Genomic DNA, 18,709 nt, shown 5'->3' with positions numbered 1-18,709 from the left:
CTGTACCGCTTAAGCTAGTGATATTGCGTAAAATGATGCACATTGCCTAACGGGGTGTGTTGGAGAGCGAAGGAGCCGCACTATGGCCGATGGCAACATGATTCCACTGCTTCCACGATCGGACGGTCGTCTTGCGTGGGGCAACGGTGTGGTCTCCATGCTGTTCGATATCGCGCAGGATTCCCCGGTTCGGCTTGCCAATGTCGCCGGACGGGACATGGCCGCGGCGGAAGATGGCTTCGAAGGGGTTGCCGCGGCGGTGGAACGTGACGCACGGCCAATCGTCGAGGTGCGTGTCGCCAATACCGGCTCTCAAGACAATCGTCTGTCGTTGATCGCCACCGTCGCCGGCAGCAAGCTGCGGTTCGTCTCGGCCCGTGCAAGCGAACCCGCGGCGACTTCCGGCGAGCCGTACCGTCTGGAAATCACCCAATTCGCATCCCATGAAGCGCTTCAGCCGATGGGGCGTGAATTTGAGCCCGTCGCCACGGAGCGGGATCGTTCGGTTGACGACGTTTCCTCTTCCCGGAACTGTGAACAGACGCAACGAATCGACGCGTCGCAGGCGATGCCCGACGCCGCTGCGGGCGCCCCGCAATCCGGCCTGACCGTCACCACCGTCTTTGAAGCCTACCCGGGCCTGTCCGCCGTGCGCACCTATACGAGACTGCACGCACCGAAACCATGCTTCGTCGAGGCGGTCTCATCCCTGAATCTCACCGTGCCCCTGACCGTCAATGGCGGCACGGTCGAAAGCTCCCAGCTGCTCTGGGGCGACGCGGCTTGGGCCGTGGAGAATGACTGGCATATGCGACCGCTTCGCGAAACCCAGGTGCGTGATCGCAATCAGCGCATCAATCCGGGCCAATCCAGCTCTCGTGTCGCGCTGAGCTCCACTTCCACGTGGAGCACCGGCGTGCACGAGCCGGCGGGCATCGTGCAGGTCGAGGAATCAAAGCATCGCCGTTCCCGCAAGGCCCGCGACTTTTCCGTGATGTGGCAGATCGAACACAACGGTCCATGGGAATGGGAGGTCGGTGAAGACGATCCGGGCCTGCATATCACCGCATTCGGGCCGGAATATCAGGATCATCAGTGGTTCACATCATTAGGGGAGGGCCATGATTTCGAAGCGGTGCCGGTATCGTTCGCCATCGTTGCCGGTGATTGGCAGCAGGCCGTCGCCGAAATGACGCTGCAGCGCCGCGCCCTGCGTGCGGCCAAGGCCCGTGAGCTGGGCCGTACCGCGGAATTCGAACGAATGCAAGGCCTGGTGATCTACAACGATTACATGAATACGCTGTTCGGAGACCCGCGCATCGACAAGGAGCTGCCGTTGATCGAAGGCGCGGCGGGCGTCGGCGCCGACATCTTCTGCATCGACGCGGGCTGGTACGACAGCACCGACGGCGGTTGGTGGGACATGGTCGGCGAATGGCAGGCCTCCACGAACCGTTTCGGCGAAGTCGGGCTGAAAGGGCTTGCCGACACCATTCGCGAACACGGCATGGGTTTGGGATTGTGGCTCGAGCCCGAAGTAATCGGTGTGAAGTCGCCGCTCGCCAAAACGCTTCCGGACAGTGCTTTCTTCCAGCGCCACGGTGTGCGCGTGTGCGATTCCGGTCGTTACCTGCTCGACTTCCGCTCTCCTGAGGCCCGTGCGCACGTCACGCGTACCGTCGACCGGCTGATCGACGATTTCGGTGCGGTCTTCTTCAAATTCGACTACAACACCGTTCCCGGCGTCGGCACCGATTTCGAGGCCGGGTCGGTTGGCGAGGGCCTGCTTGGGCATTGCCGCGCCTATGTGGATTGGCTCGATGATCTGCGCCGTCGGCATCCGGAAATCATGATCGAGAATTGCGGTTCCGGTGCCATGCGTGCCGATTATGCGCAGCTGTCGCGGTTGGATCTGCAGTCGACTTCCGACCAGTGCGATCCGCTCGTCTACGCGGCCATTGCGGCTGGGGCCGGGCTGACGATTCTGCCGGAACAGCAGGGCAATTGGGGCTACGCCCAGCAGGAGATGGACGATGAGACGGCTGTGTTCACGCTGGCGACCGGTGTGATGGGCCGTTTGTACCTATCCGGTTTCATCGATCGCATGACCGAACCGCGATTGAGCCTGGTGCGTGATGCCATCGCCCTGCATCGGCGGATACTCACCGAACAGGCCACGCTTGTACCGTTCTGGCCCGGTGGCCTGCCCGATTTCAATGCGGAGTGGCTCACCTCCGGCCTGCGTCATACGGAAGCCGCCTCCCATTGGCGGAGCGAGACGGAAGGCGGCTCATCGAATACGGACCTTCAGACTGATTACATCATCATCTGGCGTCGAGGCGGCACCCCATCCCTCTGCATGCCTTTGGCCCAAGGTGATGAGATCGAACAGATTTTCCCCGATCCGAACAATCCCGATCATGCGCCCGAAACCAAGCCGTGGACCATTGAACGTCTCGATCCGGAAACCATTCGCCTGACCGCGGCCGACACCAATGGTCCGTCCGCACGCATCTTCGCCATTCGGCATTCGTAGGGCATTGATGGATCATTGAGCAGCGCACGATTTTCCAGAATCGGTATTCTGGAAAATCGTGTACTCGATTTCCCTCAAGACCATTCGAATATGCAACCCCCCAATAGGAATATTCCATTGAGAGGATGCATATCAAGGGTTTTGTCCCAGGCTATTCACGCACGATCCGCCTGAGGACCTTTCAGGGCGAATCGTGCACGGCCCAGCCGTCCGGTCCATGTCCGGACGAGCGTCACAATCCTAAAATCCGATCCTCACAGGCGGAAGGCGGCCTGCACGGCGTCATATTCGGCTGACGTAATCGGCAGAATCGCACCGTGGCGCTTCTTCAAGGTGCCGAAATCGATGTCGTCGGCACGCTGCCAATCGTCCGGATCATGCGAGGCGAGCGAGGCGGTGCGGAATGACAGATAGCCCTTGGATTCCGCATACTGGTCGCACATCAGGCCGAACGGCATCTTCCTGCCATCCACTTCATGTGCGTCCGCATCGTTGTAGCGGAACAGTTCCGGACCTTCCAGATAATGCATGGAGTAGCGCCCGTTGCCGAGGATGTCGGTGAGCGTGCCCACGTACGACCATTCGTTCGGATCGTCGGTGCGCAGCACCTCATAGGTCACCGCGTACGGGTTCCGGGTACGTTCGATGGTGATTTCCGAATCCTTTGACGCACGGTACCACCAGCCGTCATCGTCGAGCAGCATGGTCGAGTCGATGATGACGTTCTTGCGGTCGATCCATTTGACCGGATCGGAGAACGTGACGAAATCGCGTGTGGTCGCGTAATACACGTTCGTCGGATCGCCCAGCTCATTGGCCAGCGGATTGCCCGGCTCCTCGATGTTGCACTGGGTGGACCAGAACACGATCCACTGCTCACGGACCGGATCCCAATTGGCCTCCGGCGCCCAGGCCATGCCGGCGCCCGGGATCTTGGACGCGACGTCCACCAGGCGCGGCTCGCTCCAGTGCACGAGGTCGGGGGAGTCCCAGATCACCAGACCCGTCGAACCGTTCGCGGTCGCACCGTCGTTCGGCCCCCAGCCGCCGCGATAATAGATGCTCAGATCGGTGGCCACGATATGGAATCCGCCGTGCGGATCGCGTGCGATATGCGGGTCGCGCACGCCTTTTTCGCCGCCCAGCCACTGCAATGCCGGTTTTCCGGCGGGACGAAGGTCTTGCCAGTGCACGCCGTCCCGGCTTAATGCGAAATACAGCTGTTCGTCGGTCGGTGTCTTCTCGTCGCCGATGAAGTGCACGAAAATGTAGGCTTCGGTGGTGTTCATGGGATTCCTTTGTCGGTGGTGGTTCTTCTCCGTCAGAGAGCGTGCGCGGAGCATTCGGAGGGGCGGGTTGCGGTGGATTCGCGTTCGACGATCCGATAGCCGATGATGGCCCTGCTCGGCGGCAGGGTCTCGCCATCCTCGTTTCCGCCGTTGGCCTGATGTTCGATTCGTGCGGTCAGCATGTCGAGTGCGTATTTGGCGAGTTGTTCCAGATTCACCTCGACGGTGCTGAGCGACGGCGTCGCATACGAGCCGCAGCTTACGCCGTCGAATCCGATCACCTTCACATCCTGCGGTACGCGGATGCCGTGGTCGGCAAGACCGCGGATTACGCCGAACGCCGCGTAGTCGTTGGCGCAGCAGACGCCGTCGAACGGCGGCAGGGCATCCGTGTTGCCGGAACGTGCGTCGAGAATCTGACGCGCGATCGCATGGCCGGCCGTGATGCCGTCGGCGGCGCTGCCCGCCTCGAACACGGCTGATGCGTCATACGGCAGCCCCGCGTCAAGGATCGCACCGCATGCACCGCGCAGCCGCAGTCCGAACGCGTTCTGTGCGTGCGCCAGATCGGCTCGTTCGGCGAAAGCGTGGCCCACGATCGCGATGTTGCGGCATCCGTGATCGATGAGCAGCTGTGCCGCCGCCCGCTCGCCTTCCTCGTTGGGGAAATTCACGGCGTCGAGCGTGGGCGTCTCCTCGCAGGCGTCGACCAGTACGAACGGCCTGCCACCGTTGAGCGCGGCGACCGGCACATGCGCGTCCAGCCCCCAGGCGTGGATGATCTCGCCGTCGAACAGCTGCCCGGAGAACGGGTTGGTGGTCAGCGCATGCGTTGCGGCGTCGGCGGAATAGCGCGTCTGCTCGATGAACGGTATGAGTCCGCGTGCCACGATTTCATTGCTCAGCGCCTGCGTGAGTTTCGAATAGAACGGCGAATCGAATTCGTTGACGATGACGTGGATGATGTTGCTGCGGCCGGATTTCAGCATGCTGGCGGTCAGATTGATGCGGTAATCCAATTTTTTCGCTGCGGCGAGCACCTTGGCCCGCGTCGACTCCCTGACGCCGGTCTTGCCGCGCAGCGCATTCGATGCGGTCATGGGGGAGACGCCAGCCGCAGCCGCTACATCGCGCAGTGTCGGCCTACTGGTTGTCATGCATGGCCTCCTCGGTAATGGATCGCTGATTATATGTAACGATATTATAGTTTTACGTTTCTGTAAAGTCGAAGTCTTTCCTGTTGAAAACATTGGAAAATCAGCAGACTCACCGAATCGCCGTGTAAGTTGTGCAATGAGAAAACTCCAATAGAATGTGTAACGGTACATATCATGATTGCCGGAATGGTCCGGCAGTCACGACCACGAAACGCAACACATACACCAAGCGATCAGGCGAATCGAACGAACAAGGAGCGGCTCGATGACGACACTGCCCGATACGTTGCCGAAGGCCTGGCGGCCGCCCATGGGCTGGAACAGCTGGGACTCCTACGGCACCACCATCACCGAAGACGAAGTACTCGCCAATGCACGGTTCATGGCGAAACATCTGAAAGTCGCCGGCTGGAGCACACTGGTGATCGACGCCGGTTGGTTCGATCCCCACGCCCACGCCCACGGGTATTCCGACGGCACGCCGTTGTGCATCGACGAATACGGCCGGCAAATACCCGACGAGCATCGTTTCCCAAGCTCCGCCGGAGGCAAAGGATTCGGCCCGCTCGCCAATGCGGTGCATGAGCTCGGTCTGGAACTCGGCGTGCATGTGATGCGCGGCATTCCACGCCAGGCCGTGCATGAGAACCTGCCGGTGAAGGGCACCGGCCTCACCGCGCAGGATGTTGCCGACACCGCGCATACCTGCGTATGGAACCACGACAACTACGGTCTGAAGCGTGGCGATGCCGGCGCCCAGGCCTGGTATGACGCGCAGGTCGACCTGTTCGCCTCGTGGGGTTTGGACTTCCTGAAGGTCGACGACATGCAGACGCCGTTCTTTCCGGAAGAGATCGAGGCCTACCACAATGCCATCGCGAAAGCGGAGAGGAGGTATGGTCGCCGGATCACGCTCTCGTTGTCGCCGGGTGGCTGGGTGGCCAGCACGCATGTCGATTTTCTGCGAAACGTAGCGCAGATGTGGCGCATCTCCGACGATCTGTGGGATCGGTGGGAAGACGTTTTCCAGCAATTCCCTCGCCTTGCGCGTTGGGCGCCGCTGCAGCGGACCGGCCACTGGGCCGATGCCGATATGCTACCGCTCGGCCATATCGGATTGCGTGCCGAACGAGGCGACGATCGGCAGTCGCGACTGACGATCGATGAGCAGAAGACGCTGCTGACGCTGTGGTGCATGGGCCGTTCGCCGCTGATGGTCGGCGGCGACCTGCCGACCAGCGATGATGATGCGATTGCGCTGCTCTCCAATCCCGCATTGCGCGAGGTGACGGCCGGCTCCGCCAACAATCGTGAGATCGTGCGCGAACGGCTGTTCGCCGAATGGAACGTCGAGGAAAGCTACATCGGCGACCTCATCATATGGACCGCCGATGCGGCCGAATGGGCCGACGGCACACCTTCCGCACATCCTGGCGGCCATTATGGCGCAATCTTCTGGACGGGCGGCGACCCCTACGATCTCAAAGGCAACATCCAACTGCAAAGTTTCGTGGGCATCGACGGCCGCAATCGTGACTGGACGCTCATCGACCTATGGTCCGATGCCCCCGGCACCGCATCCGACATGCGCCTCGAAGGGGAGGGCGAGGATCGCGTGATCCGCGGCACCATCCCCGCCCACGGCGCCCTCTGGTTCGTAATCCGCCCCTTCTGAAAAGGAAGAATATGGACAAGCTCACCGCAACCCTGAACAAGGCCGGCGTACGTAACATCAGCACCGACCTGTGGGGCATTTTCTTCGAAGACATCAGCTACTCCGGCGACGGCGGCCTGAACGCCGACCTCGTGCAGAACGGCGCGTTCGAATACAATCGTGCCGATTCCGCCGACTGGAGCAACTACAGTTTCTGGCGCAAAATCGTGCCGGAAGGCTCGTTCGCCGCCTTCGACGTGCTGACCGACGACCCGGTGGCATGCGAAAACCCGCACTATGCCGCAATCGAAGTCGGGCAGGCCCCTGTCGCATTGGAAAACGTCGGCTGGGACGGCATGGTCTTCCGTACCGGCGAAACCTATGATTTCTCCGCATGGATGCGTATCACGTCCGGCTCCCCCATGCCCGTCGCCATCGCCCTGCTTGGCGACGATGGCGACGTTCTCGCCGAAACCACCGTCACCATCGGCAATACCGTTTGGAACAGCATCGAAGCGTCCCTGAACGTTGCCGCCGGAGCCGCGACGCAGGGCGCGCTACGGCTGACCTTCGCCCAGCCGGGCACCGTCGACCTCGACTTCGTCACACTCGAGCCGCACACCACCTACAAGGGCCTCAAGCACTTCCGCCCGGACCTGGTCGAGGCACTCGCCGAGCTGCACCCACGATTCATGCGTTTCCCGGGCGGCTGCATCACCCACGGTCTCGGCATGGACAACATGTACCACTGGGACCGCACCATCGGCGAAGTGGAGCATCGTCCGCACAACTTCAACCTATGGGGCTACCACCAATCGTTCCGCATCGGCTACTACGAATATCTGCGCCTGTGCGAGACCATCGGCGCGAAGCCGCTGCCGGTACTGCCGGCCGGCGTAAGCTGCCAGAACACCAGCCAGGGGCCGGTACCGATCGCACAGAAGGACATGCCGGCCTACATCGATGAAGTGCTGCATCTCATCGAATTCTGCAATGGAGACGCCACCGCCACCGAATGGGGCGCGAAACGTGCCGCCATGGGCCATCCGGAACCATTCGGCCTCGAATATCTCGGCATCGGCAACGAAGACCTCATCGACCCGGTGTTCAGGAATCGCTTCCAGCAGATCTTCGATGCGGTCAAAGCCGCATATCCTGACATCGTCGTCGTCGGCACCGTCGGCCCGGCCCCAAGCGGCCAGGACTATGAGGAAGGCTGGAAGTATGCGCGCGAGGCCAACGTGCCGATCGTCGACGAGCACTCCTACCAATCCTCCAGCTGGTGGTTCCACAATCTCGACCATTACGACGACGCGGACCGCAAAGGCCCGAAAATCTACCTCGGCGAATACGGCTCGTGGAACACGCAGCTGATCAACGGGCTGTCCGAAGCGGCGTTCATGGGACGCATGGAACTGAACGGCGACGCGGTGGCCATGGCCTCCTACGCTCCGCTGTTCGCCAAAAACGGCCACCACAGCTGGAATCCGGACCTCATCTACTTCGACAACGAACGCACCTACCTGCCATACAGCTATTGGGTGCAGCGGATGTACGCCACCACCACGGCCGACACCGCATGGCCGGTCACGCTCGAAGGACCCACCGCACTGCGCCGCGATCTGCCGAATACGGTGAGACTGCTCATCGACGGCAACGCCAAAGCCGATCTGAAGGATCTGACCGTCACCACGACCGCCGGTAAGCGGATCCAACTCGGCGACGTGCGGTACGACGCCCGTCGCATCGACACCGGTCTCGACATCAGTGCGGACGGCTACACCATCGATGCCACCGTCGTCTACTACGAAGGCCGTTGGGGCATGCAACTGATCAGCGGCGACGTCGACGGCAGGAATCACAACGTCGTCTCCCTCGGCCGCGGCCACAGTGTGCAGGTGGTGCGCGACGGTACCGGCTACGCGCTTGCCGGCACCGAAGTCTCCATGAACGAGGTGCGGCCCGGCACAACATGGCAGGTGCATGCCGAGATCTCCGACCGTGGCCAAGCCATGAGGCTGTACATTGACGGAGAGCTCATCGCAGGCGGCGAAGAGGTCAGGGACGAGCCGAGACGCACCGTCACCGTGGCACGCGACGACGCGGAAGGCAGGACCTATCTGCGTATCGTCAATGCCATGGCCGAGCCGGCGCAGATCGATATCGCGCAGATCCTCCGCGAACTGGATGTCACCGGCGAAGCCGCATCCAACGCCACGGCCACCGTGCTGCAAGGCGACGATCCATATGCCGGCGAAATCGGCAGGGAATCGCCCACCAAACCGGTTGAAGCCACCGTCGACCTGACCGACGGCCGCTATACCGCACCCGCCTGGTCGTTCAGCGTCATCACCATCGCATAACGGTCGAAGCCAATCGCAGATAATCGCAGGCAGGCAGAATGACAATCGGCAGGCACCGCATCATGCGGCAATCGCAGCAACCACGCAAGGTCACCTTCGCATCCGCCGTCGGCTACGGCATGGCCGACCTGTACGGCGGAGGGCAGGGCGCGCTGGTCGCCACGTATCTGGCATTGTTCTGGAACCGCTTTTGCGGCATGGACATCGGCCTGACGCAGAGCGTGATCGGCATGAGCGCCATTCTAAGCGCGTTCGCAGCGCTTGGTTTCGGCGTGCTGTGCGACAACCTGTACCGCTTCCGCGTCGGCCGGCGTTTCGGGCGGCGCCGTCTGGTGCTCGCCGTCGTCGCGCCGTTGGTGTTGGTCGGCCTGTTGCTATGGATTCCAGGCCTTCCGGTGCCGCTGTACTGCCTGGTATATGTGATGTGGGTCATGCTCGCGCAGCTGTTCGGCACGGCATACAGCACGCTGCCTGGCGAAATGACCACGGATTTCAGCGAACGCACCATGCTGTCCACCGTGCGGCTGTTCCTTTCCACCGCTTCGGGCACGCTGATTCCACTACTGGGAGGCATCGTGCTCGCGGCGGTAGGGGAGAACCATCCCGGCGGCTACATGGGATTCGCATTCGCCGTCACCATACTGTTTTCGGCGGCGATCATGATCTGCTGGCGGTCGACATGGGAGATGACGCCGCAGCAGGCCGGTTTCGGCGCGTACGCGCAGGCCGACGGCGTCGACCGTGCCCGCGGCCGCCATCATGGCGATGTTCGCGGCATGGCGCGGATCTGGCTGCGTCGCGCCGTCGCGATGGCACGCGAGTATGCCTCCACATTGCGTATCGCGGAATTCCGTCGGCACATGGTCGTGTACGTCATGGTGATGGTGTCGATGGATATGTTCGGCCAGCTGTTCCTGTTTTTCGCGATCTACGATTGGGGCACCACGGCCGCGTTCGCCTCGATGCTGCTCACCTGCGCCGTGATCTCGCTGCCGTTGATGCCGGTGTTCGGCTGGGCGGTCATCGCAATCGGTCCGCGTCGGCTGTACGGCATCAATTTCGCGGGCTGCCTGATCGGCGTGGCATGGATGTTCGCCAGTTGGATGCTGTCGGGCGTGCTGACGCGTGGCATGTGGACGGTATTCACCATCGTCGGCGCGGTTTGGTTCTTCTCGTTCAAGTCGCTGTGCGGATACCTGCCGTGGCAGGTGTTCCCCTACATGGCGGACGTCGACCAGATCGTCACCAAGCGTTATCGTTCGGCCACGTTCCTCGGCGCGCAGACCTTCGTACGCCAGCTGTGCAGCGGCCTGCTGTCCATCGGCGCGGGCATGGTGCTCGCCGCAACCGGCTTCGACTCCCAACTCGACACACAGCCACCGGCGGCACGCATCGGCATTGGAGCGATGCTGCTCGGCTGGTTCGCCTTCGCCATGGTCGTCGGCTGGTTCGCCTCGCAACGCATGGGTCTGAGCAAGGAGACCGACGGCATCCTGCTCAACGAGATCAGTCGGCTGCAGCATGGCGGGTCGAAAACCGAGATCAGCCCCGAAATCCGCAATACCGTGGAACGCCTCACCGGCATCAGCTACAACGACTGCTGGCGGGACTAATCTGAACAACATGAGCAAACATCATCGCGACCGCAGCTGGGCACCGGCTCCGCAACCCCTTCCCGACGACGCGCACGTCATCGACAACCACACACATGTGGCCGCCGTGGTGCCCTTTTCCCGCGCCATGAGCCATGAAGCCATGGAAAAAGGCCAACCCGAGGTACCCGTCTACAGTGTCGGCGAACTGCTCGCCCAAGCCCAGGCGGTCGGTGTGGAAGGCGTGATCGACTGCGGCTGCGAACTGCCCAACCTCATGACCGCCATCGACATGGCCCGCGAACACCCCGGCGTCGTCCATACGGCCATCGCCATACACCCCAACGAATCCGTACTCCACGGCCATCGCGGCGTACCCGGGCCTGACGGCCTGCCGCTCAAATACAAGCCATGGCACGACACCAGCTTCGACGATGCCATGGCCGAAGTGCATCGCCTTGCGGTCACCTACCCCAGCCAGGTGGTCGCCATCGGCGAGACCGGCATGGATCTGTTCCGCACCGGTGAAGCCGCCAAGGAACTCCAACGCGAAGCCTTCCGCGCGCATATCGCGCTCGCCAAGGAACTGGGCCTGCCCCTGCAGATCCACGACCGCGATTCCCACAAGGAGGTCATCGAAACCCTGCTCGCCGACGGCGCTCCGGAACGCACCGTGTTCCACAGCTACTCCGGCGACGCCGAAATGGGTGAAATCGCACGCGAGAACGGCTGGTATCTGAGCCTTTCCGGCACCTCAAGCTACAAAGGCAACGACGGCATCCGCGAGTCGGCCACACTCGTCGGCCTTGATCACATCATGGTCGAAACGGACGCGCCCTACCTGAGCCCCATGCCGTATCGAGGCCGCACCAACGCGCCGTACATGATTCCGTACACCCTGCAGGCGCTCGCCAACTATCTTGATAAGCCATTGGCTGAAATCGCGCGCGCCACCCGTGAGACCACGCGCAAAGTGTATGGAATATAAGGGTTTCGGAAGAGTCGTCGTTCCATGGAACAGACGTCGGATGTGGCTGGCCGGGACTGAATCACGTGTGAAGATTTGACAACGGTTTGCGGCGCTCCTAGTGTGCCAATTTGCGTTTTATTTTGGGAGCGGGTTGCAAGGCCCGCCACTTGGAGGAAGCGTTATGGCGAACGAGCCAGACGAAGAAAAGCCGCTGCTCCATGCAGCGGCATATACGCAGGCGCCTAAGGTCTCGCACAAGGTACTGACCAAGGAGGAGCGCCAGGAGCTCATCAAACAGCACGAGGAAAGGCAGCAGGAAGCCGCCAAGCTCGATGAGGTGGCCAACAGGGGGCGTTTGGGCCGTTGGTGGAGCCGACTGCAGTCCGGTCCCGACAAGGTCACCTTTTCCATGGCCGTGGTCGCGCTTGGCGTGGTGTATGGCGATATCGGCACCTCGCCGCTGTACACCATGCAGACCTTCCTCAACGGTCAGGGCGGTCTGGCCAACGCCGATCGCGAGGCCGTGCTCGGCGTGCTGTCACTGGTGTTCTGGTCGATTACGCTCATCACCACCATCAAATACGTGCTGATCGCCATGCGCATCGACAACAACGGCGAAGGCGGCATCTTCGCGTTGTATTCGTTGATTCGCAAATATGGTGCGTGGCTTGCGATTCCCGCCATGCTTGGCGGTGCCGCGTTCCTTGCCGATTCCGTGCTGACTCCCGCGGTCTCGATCAGCTCCGCCGTGGAGGGGTTGGAGACGCTGCCTGCGCTGGAGCATGTGATGACGGAGAACAAGGAACTCACGCTGATGATCACCATCGTGATCATCGTGGTGCTGTTTTCCGTGCAATCGCACGGCACCGAGCGCATCGGGCGCACCTTCGGCTCCGTGGTGATGGTGTGGTTCTCGTTCCTGGCCGTTGTGGGGCTTGTGAATCTGAGCAACGATTGGAGCGTCTTCGCGGCCCTTAACCCGGTGTATGGCGTTCGCTTCCTGTTCAGCCATCACAATGTGGCCGGCATCGCCGTAATGGGTACCGTGTTCCTGTCGACCACCGGTGCCGAGGCGCTCTACTCCGATATGGGCCATGTCGGCCGAGGCAACATCTACTGCACGTGGCCGTTCATCAAGATCGCGCTCGTGTTGTGCTACTTCGGCCAAGGCGCGTGGATGCTCAACCATTGGGACGATTCCGCCTATCGGCGCATGCATGGCCTCAATCCGTTCTTCGAGATGATGACCCCGTCTGTGCGGTATGTCGCCGTGGTGCTGTCCGTCGCCGCCGGCGTGATCGCCTCGCAAGCCTTGATCACAGGCGCATACACCATGGTGTCGGAAGCCACCCGCCTCAACTGGATGCCCCACCTGCAGGTGCGTTATCCGGCCCGTACGCGTGGTCAGCTGTACATTCCCGTCGTCAATGGCGTGCTGTGCGTGGCAACGCTGATTGTTTTGGCGATCTTCCGTGATTCCGAGCATATTTCAGCCGCCTACGGTCTGGCGCTGACCATCACGATGATCACCACCACGATTCTGCTGGCCGTCTACATCTGGTATTCCGGCAAACGATTCGGCGCCATCGTGTTCACCGTGCTGTTCCTGGCCATCCAGTTCATGTTCTTCCTCGCTTCCATGGCGAAGTTCCTGCGTGGCGGCTGGTTCACCATGCTGCTCACATTGGCGATTCTGATAATCATGTATACGTGGAATGAAGGTACGAAGCTGGAGCGTGCGCAACGTCGGCATATGCAGCCAGCCGACTGCCTGCCGGTGCTGCGGCAGCTGCATGACGACGACACCGTGCCGTATTTCGCCGACAACATCGTCTATCTGACATCCGATTCGGAAACGAAACGTGTCGACACCGACATCTTCTTCTCGATTTTCGCCAATCATCCGAAACGCGCCCGCGCATGGTGGGCCGTTTCCGTGGAGACGTCCGACGAGCCGTTCACCCGCGAATACTCGGTTGAGAATTTCGGTACGGATTTTCTGTTTCGTGTGCGTATCCGGCTGGGGTTCAAGGTTTCGCAGTCCTTGCCGGCCTACATTCATCAGATCATGAACGATCTGTTGAAGTCGGGCGACCTGCCGAGGCAGGAGAGCCGCTATCCGAAGCTCGACGCCGATGTCAACATCGGTCCGATCCGTTATGTGCTGATTCACAAGGCGTTGATGCCCGAATCGAAGGTGTCGCAACGTGGTGCGGTATCCCTGCAGATCAAGTATGCGATTCGCCGTCTGGCCGGTTCCCCGGTCAAATGGTTCGGGCTCGCTCCCTATAACCCATTGATCGAGGTCCAGCCGCTGTTCCTCGCCACCGAACGCCCGCCCCGCCTTAAGCGCGTGTGACCGTTCCCTCACCCCGACCATCCGCACCCCACTCCGCCAGTCGGAACGGCCCATTGCGTTTCCGCCCGCTATAAGGAATGCTGATAGCAGTGTACGCGCGTCGAAATGTGGGGTCGGTATGGTTCTAACCATGTGCAGATTACTTGGATTCGCGACCGCAGGCAGCAACACCAGTCTCAATGGTGTGCTCGGCATGCGGGCCGTACGCGAATTCCGTGATCTCAGTGAGGTGCATAACGATGGCTGGGGAGCCGCCTTGGTCACCGTTCCGGAGGAATCCCCATACCGTCGCGACGGCGGCGCGCCCACCCCGGAAACCGGCACCGCAATCTACAAGAACACGATCGCCGCCCGTCATGATCCGATTTTCGACGAGCTCGCCAACACCCCGGCCCGAGGCGGCCTGTGGCATCTGCGTCTGGCCAGTTCGAACCTGCCGCTGATTCTTGAAAATCAGCAACCGTTCTACGCCAGCGGATTGAGCTTCATCCACAATGGCGATATCTCCGACGACCAAGGGCGCAATATCATCACCAACCGTTCCTTCCCGGTCGATCCGAATATCGTGCAGTCCACCGGCGGCCGTTCCGATTCGGCCATCTTCTTCGCCGTGATCCTGCAGTACATCGGTTTCGGCTTCGCGCTTGACGAGGCTGTGGCCCAAGCCGTGCGCGAGCTACGTAAAAGCTACCCGAAGTCGAGCTACAACTGCATGATCCAGAGCCAGGATCAGCTCATCGCCCTGTGCGCGGCCGGCCGTGAGGTCACCTCCAAGCGCATCGTCGAAATCTACGATCAGTACGGCCGCGGCGAACAGGCGCACGACTACCGTGTCTTGCGCTATCGTGCGCTCGGCGAGGGCTCTGAGGGTGGTTCCGTTTCCGCCGAATCCATCGCCCAGCCGAAGGGCGTGGTCGTGGCCAGCTCCGGTTTCGAGCAGCATGCGGAAGATGGCTGGACCCGCCTCGAGAACGATCAGATGATCGTCGCCTCCAACCGTACCGGTGAATTCCGCGTCCGCTCCATCTGATCCCTGCCGAGTTTCCGGGCGCCTAAGATGGGCCATATGACAACCGGATACATCCCTACGCTCGCTCAAGTGGACGAGTTGCATAAGAAGATCGCACAATCCCAGGCCGCCTATGACCTGATTCATGGCCATTGCGTGGTCGTGGCCGATATCGCCCGCCGCATGGCCCGTCGGCAGAACGCCTTGTTCATGCGTCGGTGCACCCTGCCTTCGGATGCGCCCGAAAAGACCGGTGATTTCGGCCTTGCGCTGACTTCCGACGAATCCGATAATCCCAGCAAGACCAAGCGTGGCGAGTCCATTCGTGCATCTTCCGCTCCGGGCTCCGAATCATTCGGCATGCTCCGCATCCCGGCCGTGCCGCCGACCGACGGCATCACTGGCGGCACGGTTCCGCCGCGGCTGATTGATGAGCGCATGGTGGTGATCGGCGGTCTGCTGCACGACATCGGCACCTACTTTCTGCTCAAGCAGGATGGTTCCGACGGTGAGCCGCTCAAATTCGACGGTCCGCATTATGTACAGCATGGTCTGAAGGGCTACGAATACCTGTTGGGCGAGGGCGTGGATGAGTCCATCGCCGAATTTGCCCGTAACCACACCGGTGTCGGCCTTACCAAGGAGGCCGTGATCGCCCAGAATCTCCCGCTTCCCCCGGCCGACTACGTGCCGATGAATCTCGAGCAGGAGGTCGTGATGGTGGCCGACAAGTACAACAGCAAGTCGATTCCGCCGAAGTTCCTTACCGCCGAAGCCTACGCCCGCAAGGCCGCCCGTTTCGGTGAATCCAACAAGCGGGAGTGGCTGCACCTGCTTGAACGTTACGGCATCGTGGACGTCAAGCCTCTGGCCGCCCAATACCACATGCGCGTCGTCGAATAGGCACGCGGAACAGGCACGCAGTCGTCTTAGTGCGATATGCGGCGGAGTCCCGCTTTCTTCCGGAACCGTCCGTTCCGTTACGTGACTCCCGAATACGGCAATCCCGGATGCGAAAGTTGTCGGTCTTCCAACGATTTCCAACATCTCGCATCCGGGATTGCCGATTCATCCGTCACGCATAAGACGGATGCCATAGGCCGGAGAGACACCTACTCAAGTTCCACGCTATGCTCCATCGCGTCGGAGATTTCGGGATTGACGGTCACCACGATGATTGCACGCTTGCGATCCGCATCACGCTTGAACTTGCCCAGCAACGCCAGCACCTCGGTGGCGTCGTCACGGTCCAGTCCGGCGGTCGGCTCGTCGGCGATGATCACCTCGGCTTCGCAGCACAGGGCGCGCGCTATCGCCACGCGACGCTGGTCGAGCTCGCTCAGCTTGCCGATCGGCAGGCCGGAGGTCGCCTCGGTGAAGCCGACCCGCTTGAGCAGTTCGCGTGCGATCACCGGCTTCGGCCTGAGGAAGTTGCGGTTCGAAGCGTCCATTGCGTAGAGGATGTTGCCCTCCGCGTCGAGATCACCACGCACGGCAAAACGTTGCGGAATGAAGCCGATACGATGTCCGAGCACGTCAAGCGGCTCCACCTCGTTCAGATTGGCGCTTTTGTTCATCACGTTGCCGCGATCCGGACGGATCATGCCCACCATTGTGGCAAGCAACGCCTGGTGCTGCTCGTTGTCTTCGGCATCCACCAGCACGGCATAGGTTGCACCGGACTGGAATGCGAGTGACAGGTCGTCAAGAATGTTACGTCCCGTCTTGCGATTCGTCACCGTCACGCGATTGAGCGCGAATGTCGGATTCGACTTCAGGAAGAAGGTGTCTTTCTTCTTGGAGCGCTTGATTTCACGATCCAGCCGTGAGGACACGCTCGTCGCGGAGTCGGATGCCGCGGTCGCACGCGCGTCCAACGATTCGGTGTCGTCGGTCTTACGCAATGCCAGCGTCTCGTTCACATGATCCGCGTTGTCTGTGACGATGTCCGAATCGGCCCCTTCGTCGCTTTGCTCCGCGGCGGACTGCGCATCTGCGGTCTCGGAGGATTCGGCGACGGGCGCGGTGTCGCTTTCGTCGTCATCGTCATAGACGACGTCGAAATCGATGGATGCCACGTCGACATCGGTCGCGTCGTCGGTGGATGCCTCGACGACGGCGTCTGACGTTACGTCCGTTTCAGTTGCGTCCGTTTCGACGTCATCCTTTTCGACCGCGGTTTCGTCGAGCTTGTCGTTGAGTTCGTTGTCCTTGTCGCTCATGCCTTCACCTCCGAGCGGTTTTCAAATAGTTGATTCAGGTTGAAGCACAGCACGCGGATCAGTGCGATGATGCCCAGCGCCAAGCACACGCCCACACCGCACCAGATCACGTTCCACACCGAGGCGGATGTGATCGCCACTGTATGGCCACCTGCCCACGCGGTGCCCAGCGGTTTGGCGAGCAGCGCCCCCGCAATCAAACCGATCGCCCAGGCCGGAACGGTCATCATGAAGGTCTCCAGCATGAACTGCCATCCCAGGCGTCCCTTGGATACGCCCGTCACCATGGCCATGCCGATTTCGTCTCGGCGGCCGGCGATCGCAGCCCATAGAATCAGCGCAAGCAGCACCAGTCCGCCGCCGATCAGCATTGCCGGCAGCGCCTTGCGTACGATGGCGGCGGTGGAGTCCAGCTTTGCGATGGACTGCTTGTACGAGGTAAGTGACGGCGAGGTGATCTCATACGTCTTGGTGTCGAGTTTGGCCTTCTTCACCAGCTTGACGAATGTGTTGTAATCGCTCGGATTGCTCAGCGTGAAAATGATGTTCAGGTCCGGCTTGGCCCAGCCCTTGGCGTCCGTGTTGTCCAGACCGTCCTTGGCGAACGTGAGATACGAGGTGTAGATCACGTTTTCACGATTGTCTTTGGCGTACTTGGCGTTGGAACCGAAGCCGGACGGCGCCGCATCGGTGTACTCGTAGATGCCGCGAACGGTGAACGTGTAGGTTTCGGAGGCGTCGGTCGGATTGCCGACGGTGATTTTGTCTCCGACCTTGAGATTGTTCTTTTTGGCCAGTGCCTGGGAGATCAGTGCACCGTCGCCCTGAGTCTTGTAGCTCAGATGCTTACCTTCGGTCACCTTATAGGTGCCGTATTCGTTGAGCTTTGCCGCATCCAAGGTGTAGAACGCCTGTAGCGTCAGATTGCCGCCGGTCTTGTCCTCGCTGGTGTCGGTCTTCGCGGCGATTGCCGTCAACGATTTGCTCTGACGTACCGGTACCGAAGTGGCAAGCGTGTATTCGAAGGTCAGGCTTTTGTTCTGTACGGCGGTTGCATATTCGCTGTACTTGGCCCAAGTCAGATAGTTGTCGGTATAGCTGGAGTCAGCGCCGTCGCGTTTGGCTTTGATTTGCGCGTTCGGCCGAATCACCGCCGAAGCTTTCTGCGACTGGTATGTTTCATTATTGGCTGTGTCATCGGAGCGTAGGACCGCTAGGTCCACGGCTGCCGAGAACGACACCAGCAGTGCTATGAGGGCGATGAGCACCGTACGCCATTTGCGGCGTCCGAGTGCGGCCCATGCGTTCTTGAGAACGAACATGCGGTACTTCTCCAGTTCTCTGTGTTGTTGCGCCAGCGGCATGCCGACGTCGACGTTGGCCGGGACGCGCGCTCCAGCAAGGCAAGCCCAAAGCGCACGGTTGCGTCCCGTACCAACATGATGGTCATACTACGTGTATGTTTTCTTGCGCAATACTGTTATACCCCTGCATGAAGTCTGAGTACTTCCTGAGAATCGTGGTCTATAAGGGCCGGATGCGGCCAATGATGCCCCCG

Annotated in this window: 11 protein-coding genes and 1 pseudogene; 8 read left to right on the top strand and 4 right to left on the bottom strand. The window is 61.0% G+C overall.

All coding sequences use genetic code 11. From position 1 onward, the window contains the following. Positions 1 to 82 precede the first annotated feature (82 nt). The gene (locus BMOU_RS02665) at positions 83 to 2,536 is read left to right on the top strand and encodes a glycoside hydrolase family 36 protein (protein WP_034874638.1); all 2,454 of its coding nucleotides are present in this window, start codon (positions 83 to 85) and stop codon (positions 2,534 to 2,536) included. Positions 2,537 to 2,790: 254 nt separating this feature from the next. Here BMOU_RS02665 and BMOU_RS02660 read toward each other — a convergent pair whose 3' ends face one another. Both BMOU_RS02660 and BMOU_RS02655 read right to left on the bottom strand, forming a co-directional pair. After that, positions 2,791 to 3,825, bottom strand: coding sequence for an alpha-arabinofuranosidase (locus BMOU_RS02660; protein WP_034874637.1), 1,035 nt, complete (start codon positions 3,823 to 3,825; stop codon positions 2,791 to 2,793). A gap of 32 nt (positions 3,826 to 3,857) precedes the next feature. Continuing rightward, entirely contained in the window at positions 3,858 to 4,982 is a 1,125-nt protein-coding gene (locus tag BMOU_RS02655) for a LacI family DNA-binding transcriptional regulator (protein ID WP_051428866.1), read from the bottom strand. Between the two features lie 310 nt (positions 4,983 to 5,292). Here BMOU_RS02655 and BMOU_RS02650 point away from each other — a divergent pair, with 310 nt between their 5' ends. The 7 genes and pseudogenes from BMOU_RS02650 (at position 5,293) to BMOU_RS02620 (ending at position 15,832) form a co-directional block, all read left to right on the top strand. Beyond that, positions 5,293 to 6,657: a glycoside hydrolase family 27 protein gene (locus BMOU_RS02650; protein WP_034874987.1), complete on the top strand. Its 1,365-nt coding sequence runs from the start codon at positions 5,293 to 5,295 to the stop codon at positions 6,655 to 6,657. 11 nt (positions 6,658 to 6,668) lie between these two features. Continuing rightward, positions 6,669 to 8,999 carry an alpha-L-arabinofuranosidase C-terminal domain-containing protein gene (locus tag BMOU_RS02645; RefSeq protein WP_034874635.1) on the top strand — a complete coding sequence of 777 codons (2,331 nt, stop codon included), beginning with the start codon at positions 6,669 to 6,671 and terminating at the stop codon, positions 8,997 to 8,999. Between the two features lie 62 nt (positions 9,000 to 9,061). Beyond that, a complete protein-coding gene (locus BMOU_RS02640; RefSeq protein WP_034874985.1) occupies positions 9,062 to 10,612 on the top strand; it encodes an MFS transporter in 1,551 nt (516 codons plus the stop codon). A gap of 10 nt (positions 10,613 to 10,622) precedes the next feature. Then, a complete protein-coding gene (locus tag BMOU_RS02635; protein ID WP_034874633.1) occupies positions 10,623 to 11,579 on the top strand; it encodes a TatD family hydrolase in 957 nt (318 codons plus the stop codon). A gap of 163 nt (positions 11,580 to 11,742) precedes the next feature. Then, positions 11,743 to 13,984, top strand: a pseudogene (locus BMOU_RS02630) (KUP/HAK/KT family potassium transporter); the annotation flags it as partial. Between the two features lie 66 nt (positions 13,985 to 14,050). Further along, a complete protein-coding gene (locus BMOU_RS02625) occupies positions 14,051 to 14,950 on the top strand; it encodes a class II glutamine amidotransferase (protein WP_034874630.1) in 900 nt (299 codons plus the stop codon). Between the two features lie 36 nt (positions 14,951 to 14,986). Then, positions 14,987 to 15,832, top strand: coding sequence for an HD domain-containing protein (locus BMOU_RS02620; RefSeq protein WP_034874628.1), 846 nt, complete (start codon positions 14,987 to 14,989; stop codon positions 15,830 to 15,832). Between the two features lie 209 nt (positions 15,833 to 16,041). Here BMOU_RS02620 and BMOU_RS02615 read toward each other — a convergent pair whose 3' ends face one another. Further along, complete coding sequence (locus BMOU_RS02615; RefSeq protein ID WP_034874626.1) at positions 16,042 to 17,151, bottom strand: ATP-binding cassette domain-containing protein; 1,110 nt, start codon at positions 17,149 to 17,151, stop codon at positions 16,042 to 16,044. Then, positions 17,148 to 18,473 (bottom strand): ABC transporter permease, encoded by a 1,326-nt coding sequence (locus BMOU_RS02610; protein ID WP_034874624.1) that lies wholly within the window; start codon positions 18,471 to 18,473, stop codon positions 17,148 to 17,150. Before BMOU_RS02610 ends, BMOU_RS02615 begins: the two co-directional genes overlap by 4 nt. Positions 18,474 to 18,709 lie beyond the last annotated feature (236 nt).

This window comes from Bifidobacterium moukalabense DSM 27321 (assembly GCF_000522505.1).
Classification (GTDB): domain Bacteria; phylum Actinomycetota; class Actinomycetes; order Actinomycetales; family Bifidobacteriaceae; genus Bifidobacterium; species Bifidobacterium moukalabense.
This window is presented reverse-complemented; position numbering and strand designations above follow the sequence as displayed.

What these genes read in the sequence shown, in the direction of transcription:
- BMOU_RS02635 (WP_034874633.1), top strand. Translation starts at nt 10,623, where the DNA reads ATGAGCAAACATCATCGCGACCGCAGCTGGGCACCGGCTCCGCAACCC.
- BMOU_RS02640 (WP_034874985.1), top strand. Translation starts at nt 9,062, where the DNA reads ATGCGGCAATCGCAGCAACCACGCAAGGTCACCTTCGCATCCGCCGTC.
- BMOU_RS02610 (WP_034874624.1), bottom strand. Translation starts at nt 18,473, where the DNA reads ATGTTCGTTCTCAAGAACGCATGGGCCGCACTCGGACGCCGCAAATGG.
- BMOU_RS02665 (WP_034874638.1), top strand. Translation starts at nt 83, where the DNA reads ATGGCCGATGGCAACATGATTCCACTGCTTCCACGATCGGACGGTCGT.
- BMOU_RS02625 (WP_034874630.1), top strand. Translation starts at nt 14,051, where the DNA reads ATGTGCAGATTACTTGGATTCGCGACCGCAGGCAGCAACACCAGTCTC.
- BMOU_RS02615 (WP_034874626.1), bottom strand. Translation starts at nt 17,151, where the DNA reads ATGAGCGACAAGGACAACGAACTCAACGACAAGCTCGACGAAACCGCG.
- BMOU_RS02660 (WP_034874637.1), bottom strand. Translation starts at nt 3,825, where the DNA reads ATGAACACCACCGAAGCCTACATTTTCGTGCACTTCATCGGCGACGAG.
- BMOU_RS02645 (WP_034874635.1), top strand. Translation starts at nt 6,669, where the DNA reads ATGGACAAGCTCACCGCAACCCTGAACAAGGCCGGCGTACGTAACATC.
- BMOU_RS02655 (WP_051428866.1), bottom strand. Translation starts at nt 4,982, where the DNA reads ATGACAACCAGTAGGCCGACACTGCGCGATGTAGCGGCTGCGGCTGGC.
- BMOU_RS02620 (WP_034874628.1), top strand. Translation starts at nt 14,987, where the DNA reads ATGACAACCGGATACATCCCTACGCTCGCTCAAGTGGACGAGTTGCAT.
- BMOU_RS02650 (WP_034874987.1), top strand. Translation starts at nt 5,293, where the DNA reads ATGGGCTGGAACAGCTGGGACTCCTACGGCACCACCATCACCGAAGAC.